This is a genomic window from Thermobacillus xylanilyticus, from assembly GCF_907165215.1.
Lineage (GTDB): Bacteria > Bacillota > Bacilli > Paenibacillales > Paenibacillaceae > Thermobacillus > Thermobacillus xylanilyticus.
This window is the reverse complement of sequence record NZ_CAJRAY010000108.1, coordinates 1-7,916: the sequence shown is the minus strand read 5'-3', so window position 1 is coordinate 7,916 and position 7,916 is coordinate 1. Positions and strand designations below refer to the sequence as shown.

Annotated in this window: 9 protein-coding genes; 2 read left to right on the top strand and 7 right to left on the bottom strand. The window is 47.0% G+C overall.

All coding sequences use genetic code 11. The features are described 5' to 3' along the window. Window positions 1-183: 183 nt before the first annotated feature. The 7 genes from arsC to KJQ12_RS19430 all read right to left on the bottom strand — a co-directional run bounded on the left by arsC (window position 184) and on the right by KJQ12_RS19430 (window position 5,293). The gene (arsC, locus tag KJQ12_RS19460) at window positions 184-603 is read right to left on the bottom strand and encodes an arsenate reductase (thioredoxin) (protein ID WP_213487144.1); all 420 of its coding nucleotides are present in this window, start codon (window positions 601-603) and stop codon (window positions 184-186) included. Between the two features lie 55 nt (window positions 604-658). Continuing rightward, window positions 659-1,717 carry an ACR3 family arsenite efflux transporter gene (gene arsB / locus KJQ12_RS19455; RefSeq protein ID WP_213487142.1) on the bottom strand — a complete coding sequence of 353 codons (1,059 nt, stop codon included), beginning with the start codon at window positions 1,715-1,717 and terminating at the stop codon, window positions 659-661. 18 nt (window positions 1,718-1,735) lie between these two features. Beyond that, window positions 1,736-2,059, bottom strand: coding sequence for an ArsR/SmtB family transcription factor (locus tag KJQ12_RS19450; protein ID WP_213487140.1), 324 nt, complete (start codon window positions 2,057-2,059; stop codon window positions 1,736-1,738). Window positions 2,060-2,224: 165 nt separating this feature from the next. Then, window positions 2,225-3,016, bottom strand: coding sequence for an arsenite methyltransferase (locus tag KJQ12_RS19445; protein WP_213487138.1), 792 nt, complete (start codon window positions 3,014-3,016; stop codon window positions 2,225-2,227). Window positions 3,017-3,101: 85 nt separating this feature from the next. After that, window positions 3,102-3,656: an RNA polymerase sigma factor SigZ gene (sigZ, locus tag KJQ12_RS19440; protein WP_213487137.1), complete on the bottom strand. Its 555-nt coding sequence runs from the start codon at window positions 3,654-3,656 to the stop codon at window positions 3,102-3,104. A gap of 41 nt (window positions 3,657-3,697) precedes the next feature. Further along, a complete protein-coding gene (locus KJQ12_RS19435) occupies window positions 3,698-4,756 on the bottom strand; it encodes a flavin-containing monooxygenase (protein WP_213487136.1) in 1,059 nt (352 codons plus the stop codon). 99 nt (window positions 4,757-4,855) lie between these two features. Beyond that, window positions 4,856-5,293, bottom strand: a complete 438-nt coding sequence (locus KJQ12_RS19430; protein WP_213487135.1) for a MarR family winged helix-turn-helix transcriptional regulator — start codon at window positions 5,291-5,293, stop codon at window positions 4,856-4,858. 470 nt (window positions 5,294-5,763) lie between these two features. Between KJQ12_RS19430 and KJQ12_RS19425 the strand changes: the two genes are divergently transcribed. Next, window positions 5,764-6,738: a tyrosine-type recombinase/integrase gene (locus KJQ12_RS19425; RefSeq protein ID WP_213487134.1), complete on the top strand. Its 975-nt coding sequence runs from the start codon at window positions 5,764-5,766 to the stop codon at window positions 6,736-6,738. Further along, window positions 6,735-7,709, top strand: a complete 975-nt coding sequence (locus KJQ12_RS19420; RefSeq protein WP_213487133.1) for a tyrosine-type recombinase/integrase — start codon at window positions 6,735-6,737, stop codon at window positions 7,707-7,709. Before KJQ12_RS19425 ends, KJQ12_RS19420 begins: the two co-directional genes overlap by 4 nt. Window positions 7,710-7,916: the final 207 nt, after the last annotated feature.

Genomic DNA, 7,916 nt, shown 5'->3' with positions numbered 1-7,916 from the left:
AGTATATCAAACAAATGTTCGCATGTGAAGGATTTGCTGAGGCAACTTGATATTCAAATTTTAAAAAACTGTCTTGACTTCTTGTGCCACTATAATTCGCTTTTGAGGCGAACGCGTCTGCCAATTCCGCCACGACAGCATGGTAAATGACCAGAGATAGCAACTTTGCCCGGGCTCCGTATCTTATTTACCTTCGGCTGCAAACTGCTTAATTCTTTCTTCGATCTGATCCCGCACACGCTGAAACACTTTCCATTTCTCCTCTTCCGTGCCTGTGGCTTTGGCCGGATCTTCAAATCCCCAATGAAGCCGTGTTACGTGCGGCGGTGTGATCGGGCATTTATCGTTGGCGTCTCCGCAAAGCGTTATGACGTAATCCGCTTTGTTCAAAATCTCCGGATCAATCACATCCGAGGTTTGTTTGGAGATGTCAATCCCTTTTTCCGCCATTGCTTTGACGGCATTGGGATTCAGACCATGCGCTTCAATACCCGCGCTGTACACTTCGTACTTGTCACCAAGATATTTTTTCCCGAATCCTTCTGCCATCTGGCTGCGGCAAGAATTACCGGTACATAAAAAGTAAACGATTTTTTTGGTCATATCGTGAGCACTCCCTTGGTTTGATATTGAAATTCCGTTTACCCATAACTTTTCGTCAGGATATGGTCTTAGGTTGGAAATACTTCCGCTGAAACCACAAGGCGACGTTGACCAAGGCAATCATAACCGGCACTTCCACCAAGGGACCAATGACAGCTGCGAAAGCTGCACCCGAATCAATACCGAAAACCCCCACTGCAACGGCAATGGCCAGTTCGAAGTTATTGCTTGCAGCCGTGAAGGCGAGTGTCGACGTAACCGGATAATTCGCTCCCGATTTTTTTCCCATATAGAACGAAATCAGGAACATCACCACGAAGTAAATGAGCAGCGGGATCGCGATCCGGACCACATCGAGCGGCAATTGAACAATGATATCCCCTTTTAACGAGAACATGACGATAATGGTAAATAATAAGGCAATCAGGGTAATGGGGCTGATTTTCGGAATAAACACTTTTTCATACCAGGAACGCCCCTTTGCTTTCACGAATGTGAAACGGGTGATCATGCCCGCCAGGAACGGAATGCCCAAATAAATCAACACGCTTTTGGCCACTTCGGACATCGTGATGTCGACAACCATGCCTTGCAAGCCGAACCAGCCCGGCAAGATCGTCACAAAAAGATAAGTGTAAACGGAGTAAAACAACACTTGGAAAACCGAGTTGAAAGCGACCAGTCCCGCGGCGTATTCGGTATCTCCTCTGCACAAATCGTTCCAAACAATGACCATCGCAATGCAACGGGCCAACCCGATCATGATCAATCCGACCATATATTCGGGATATCCCCGCAAAAAGACGATCGCAAGGACGAACATGAAAATCGGGCCGATGACCCAGTTTTGCACAAGGGAAAGCCCTAATATTTTTCCGTTCCGGAACACGCGCCCCAACTCTTCGTAACGCACCTTCGCCAGAGGAGGATACATCATCAGAATCAGACCGATCGCAATGGGAATGGACGTCGTTCCCACTTGAAACTGATCAAGAAACGAAACGAAATTCGGAAACAGAGAGCCTGTTCCAATTCCGACAGCCATCGCGGCAAAAATCCATAAAGTCAAATACCGGTCCAGAAAGGATAATTGTTTTCCGGCCTTTTCACTCATTTCTTTTACTCCTTTTGTTTACTCGCATCTGACCAACAGCCCCTGCTTTTCCAATTCCTTTAACTTCTCGGATAAATCGGGCAAATGGTTTAAAGCAAAACCGGTTTCCTCCAATTTCTTCACATTCAACGAATAAAACACCCATTGACTTTTGCGCGTCTCATGGACCAGTTCGGCCGTTTTAAGACGACTCAAATGCCTGGATATGGCCGGTTGGGAAATATTAAATATGGGAACCAGTTCACAGACGCAGCAATCGCGCGTACGCAACAAAGAGATGATTTTCAACCGGGTCGGATCGGCAAGGGCTTTCAGCGTATCGGCCAATTTCTCGAATTCCATGGCCGCCTGTTCACCTCAAAATGAAATAGTTATATAACCATATTGTTATTTATATATGCAAAAAAGTCAATGCCTTCACTTAAAATGATATCCGGCGGGATCAGATGTTTTCGAACGATGAAACAAAAATGAAGCCGGCGCGATGCCTGCCGGCTCCAACAACCTTTAAGGTTTTACCGCTTTAATGATCGCGGATACGATGTAGTCTTCAATGTTTGCTCCGGGCAGCCAATCTTTAATAAATGTTCTCGACTCGTCTTTCGGTTCAATCGTGATCCGGGTATAACCGCTTTGCTCCAGGATCATCTTCAATTCATCGATCGATGAAGCTCCAGACATGCAGCCGGAATACGCATCCAGGTCATTTTTGATTTCAGGCGGCAGCTCTGCCGTCAACACAACGTCGGATATGGCAAGCCGTCCTCCCGGTTTCAGCACGCGATACGCTTCCCTGAACACCTGCGGCTTATCCGGTGACAGGTTGATGACACAGTTGGAGATGATGACATCAACGGACTGATCGGCTACCGGCAAGTGTTCGATTTCCCCCAACCGAAATTCTGTATTGGAAAAACCGCCCTTTGCCGCATTGGCGCGGGCTTTGCTGATCATTTCCGGCGTCATGTCCACGCCAATGACCCGGCCTGTTTCTCCGACCTGACGGGAAGCCAGGAAACAGTCGAAACCGCCGCCGCTGCCCAAATCCAACACGACCTCACCAGGTTTTAACTCCGCAATCGCCTGCGGATTTCCGCAGCCGAGGCCGAGATTCGAACCTTCGGGAACGGCGGACAATTCTTCCGCTGAGTACCCCAGTTTGGATGAAATCTCAGTTGGTGAGTCACAACATGAAGAAGGCGTCCAACAGCCAGTCCCCGCATTCACTTCCTGCAGGGCAATTTGCTTATAGCGGTTTCGGACATTTTGGCGGATTTGGTCTTTTGTGAGATCACTCATCGTTAATACCTCCAGGTTTATTATTAAAATTCGTTGCGTATAGGAAGACGACGCGTTGTGCAAAAAGACGCAAAACATGCTCATTTCATTTACAAGAATTGTATGTGCAGGCCGGATTTTTTTCTCTGAAGTCCAGAATATTCCCGTAACGATCCAATTCCAGATGACAGCAGGCAGAAATGAATTCCTTCAACTTTTGCCTCCCCCGTTGAACTCTTGATTTGGCGCCGGAAAATGAAATGCCCAATTTTTCGCTCAGGTCCTTTTGCGAAAGACCTTCAAGTTCGGTTAATTCAATGGCCTCCCGGTACTTTTCCGGCAATTGACGAATCATCGTCCGCAAGCATTTGGCAAGCTCCCTGTTCAAGTTCGCATCGTCCGGTTCATTTGATTCGGGCAATTCTTCGGGCAGCTCGACAACCGGTTTTTCTTTGCGATAATAATCGATGATGGAATGCCGGGCGATTTGATAGATCCACGGTCGAAGTTTTTGTTCGTCACGAAGGCTGTCCATTCGGGTGTATATTTTCAGAAAAACATCCTGCAAAATGTCTTCGGCCTCTTGCACCCGATGCGTCCGGCGGATGATAAATGTTCTGAGCGGCTCGCGAAATGTGCGCCATAAAGTCTCGATTTCCATCCGAGGCGACCTCCCTTTGTAACGATTCAAAAAAACATCGTTCATTTCTTCAAGTGACGGAGCAATTTTTGCACCACAAATTTTGCGTCGGGACCGACTCCCCTTAACGTCGCGGACGCAAATGACCGTTGGCCTTCGAGACCCACGTAATAAAGTCCGGGGACTGTCGTGCTGATCCCGGCCGTCTGCAAAGGCCTCCCTTCAGAGTCCAGCGCACCCATATTTCTTAAGTGGACCAGATGAGGACGGTATCCTGTGGCAAAAATGACGGTGTCCACCCGCTCTGTTGTCCCATCCGGCCATATGACGCCATCCGCGTGAAAAGAAGAAAACATGAGCCTCTGATCCGGCTTGCCTGCCGCCAAACGCTCTTTGTATTGCCCTAGATCAATAACCGCCCTCGATCTTGGCACCACACCGCCAAAACGCCAGATCGGGAACGTATCAAAACCAAGCGCCCGGATCCAAAAATGCAAATCTCGCCCCAGGATTCTTTGTTTGACAAACTTCACGGGCCGCAGTACCGCCAAAGACGTCTTGCTCACCTCCGCCAACTCGGCGGCGATCTGAACGGCGGAATTTCCGGCCCCGACAACCACCACCCTTTGGTTCACAAACGGAGTCGGGTTGCGGTATTCGGAAGAATGAAGGATATTTCCCCGAAACTTTTCCCGTCCTTTTATTACGGGCATATATGGATGTTGAAAAGCCCCAGTTGCGTTAATGACGGTTCTGCTCAGATACGTATTTCCGGAAACCGTTCGAATCGTGAATGTATCGCCGGTTTTCTCCACCGACTCCACCCGCTGATTGGTTTGAATCGGCAGCCGAAATTGTTTGGCGTACTTCTGCAAGTAACGAATGACTTCATCCCGCAGCGGGTAATGATCACCTGCCCCCGGGAACTTCATGCCGGGCAACGATGAAAAACGCGCGGGAGAAAACAATTTCAGACTGTCATAGTAATTCGGCCACGATCCGACTGCTCGCTCGTTCGCCTCCAAAATGAGAAACCGCAGTCCATTCTTTTGCAAGTGGTACCCTAAGGCCAGACCAGCCTGACCTCCCCCGATGACGATGGTATCCCATACCTCTTTCATACCGATTCCTCCCCAGACTTTACTTGCAAATTGCAAGTATTAACTTTTATTTGCAAACTGCAAGTATGTGGCAAACCAACATGCCATGATTATTCGTTGTTAACTGCAACAAAACCCTGTTTTCTCCATGCATGCGTTCAACAGCTTCAGCGAGCGGATCACGGTTTCTTTTTCAAACTCATTCATATGGGAGAAAATTTGACTCAAATAGTCTTGAACCTGCTGTTCAATCGCTGCCGCGACAAATTTCCCTTCTGTCGTCAGTTCCAATATATATACCCTTCGATCCAGATCAGAAGGCGTTTTTTTCACGAGCTTTTTCCGAATCAACGATTGAATTTGCCGGCTGAACGTGGTGATATCCATTCCCAAAGCATCCGCAATCTGTTGCATGGATGGACGATGCTGGCGACCAATCTCATAAAGAATGTGGCTCTGAGTTAAGGAGACGTCCATTCCGCCAACCGAGCAACAATTTTTATTTAAAAAACCAAAGCGTCGAGTAATCAATTGGAGTACATGGCGGACATCTTCCATCGAGTTCACCTCCAATGATCATTATACATTTTTATTTGCAATTTGCAACTATAAAAATCACGCGGATGCGGGCGAACCATATACACATTATCTTAAAGTTGCTTCAATCACTTAAATGGTCGAGCAGTTTCCTCGGTTTCAATTATCTTTTGAGAAAATAAAAAAAGCCCGTTTGACTAGGGCTGACTTAACTCAGTGGTGTAATGGTGCCGGTGGAGGGACTCGAACCCACACCCTTTCGGACGCGATTTTGAGATGAGCGTGTCTCGGAATCATTTTCGCAAGGGGGTGATAGCTCGAGTCCTTGTCCTGTCTGGGCTTCAAGGATATTGGACATGATATGAATTTTGCTTAAAAGGGCAGTAGTACGCGTCTCTTTCACCCGTTTTTGTAAAAAGCCACGCCAGACTTCAAACCGCGTACATCTTTTTTTGCAAAAGTTGTACGCACCGACAAAGGAGGATTCTATCGTGCCATCCCGGCAAACACAGCAAATTATGACCAATACGACGGCTTCGCGTGCCGAATTCCGCGAAGCCATCCGTCTTTTTCTGCTCGACTGCAAATTCCGTAACCTGACCGAGGAAACCATCCGGGGCTATCACGCCCATTTGCATCAACTTCAGCTGGATTTGGAAAAATGGAACGTTTCGCTGGCCAACATTCAGCCCAGAGATCTTTCCCATCGTATGGTTCTCCACATGCTGAATTCCGGTGCCGCCGCGGCGACGATTAACGGCCGCATTCGCGTCTGCAAACAGTTTTTTAAATTTTTGTACCTGGACGGAAAGATCACAGAAAACGTTGCCGGCGATTTAAAACCCATTCAAATCCCGAAACGGTTCCTTCATACCTTTACCGCGGAACAGGTTGCCCGGCTGTTAAATCAACCTGACCGAAACAGAGTACAAGGAGCCAGAGATTACGCCATTATGCTGGTATTGTTAGATACGGGCATGCGCCTTGGAGAGTTGAGTCAGCTTAACGTATCCGATGTCATGCCGGAGGAAGGTCTTATCATCATTCGTCATGGAAAAGGCCGGAGATCCAGAATGATCCCCATTCAAAAAACGTGTATCGAAGCCCTTCAGCACTATTTGAAACTCCGAAGGTCAAGAGAATCGGAATCTCTCTGGGTCACCCGGAAAAAAGAACGTTTCCTGCGCAGGGGAATCATGCAGATGGTCAAAAGCTACATGATACAGGCGGGGATTACCGGGATGCACGGTTCCACCCATATTTTCAGGCATACCATGGCCAAATTCTTCCTGATGAACGGCGGGGATATTTTTTCCCTTCAAACCATCCTTGGCCATACCACGCTGGAAATGACACGTTATTATGTTCAGCTTTTCTCTCAGGATATTCACGAGAAGCATGCCCTGTACAGCCCGGTTGAAAGGCTAAATGAAGAATTTAAGGAAAGTGCGGTGTTCAAATCATGAATAAACCGATGAAACGAAGATCATATCTGCTGAAAAGGAATGAAAAAGAAACGATCCAACCGAATATCCCACTCTCGTTTGATGAAGCGGTACGTCTGTTTCTGCTCGACTTACGGGCAAAAAACTTATCGGTGCGAACGTTGGAATTCCATGAAACCAATTTGTACTCCCTGCAAAAGGCATTGATGGACAAGCAGATCCAAATCGATCTTTATTCCATCACTTACAACGATATCAAACATCACTTTATCGGTGGTATGCTGGAACAAAAATTGGCCGGCAATACGATCAATGGCCGGATCAAATCCTGCAAAGCTTTCTTCGCCTTTTTATATCGTGAAAATCTCATCCAAAACAACCTGGCGGAACACTTTGCGTTGGTGAAATCGGAAAAGAAAATGATCAGCACGTTCTCCAAGCATCAAATCATCAACCTCCTGGAACAGCCTGACCGTAACACATTCGTTGGCCTCAGGGACTACACCATGATGCTGATCCTGCTTGAAACCGGGTTAAGATTAAATGAGTTGCTGAATTTAAGGATCGAAGATATCCGATGGGCTGATAACGAAATCTACGTTTATCAAGGCAAAAGTAACAAGACGAGGCGGGTACCTTTCCAAAAAACATGTGCCAATGCAATCCGGCAATATTTAAAGGAACGGGGAGATGTCGGCACGGATGTTCTGTTTGTTACTGTGAATCACACACCTGTTCATCCCCGGACGTTTCAGGATCATTTGACAAACTACGGAAAATCGGCTGGTCTTCGTGGCGTTCGGGTCTCTCCCCATACATTCCGACACACCATGGCCAAATTTTACATCTTAAATGGCGGAGACGCTTTTACCCTTCAGCAAATACTGGGCCACAGTACGTTGGATATGGTTCGGCACTATGTTCAGCTTTTTCGATCCGACATTCAAGAGCAACACCGGAAATTTAGTCCGGTGGAGAATATGAAATTCTAACTTTCTCTAGCGAACCAAACTACTTTTTACTTTATGTACAAACTCCCTGTGGCAGCTGCTACTAGGGAGTTTGAGTTTGCTACAAATCTGAACATGTGGTTCTTTCTCCCTTTCAGTTTTTAGGTTATCATAATATTTTAGTAGAAAAGCGAGCGTTTTGCAATAATCCAAGGCCTTGATTTGTAAGGATTTTCGGACATAAAAAAG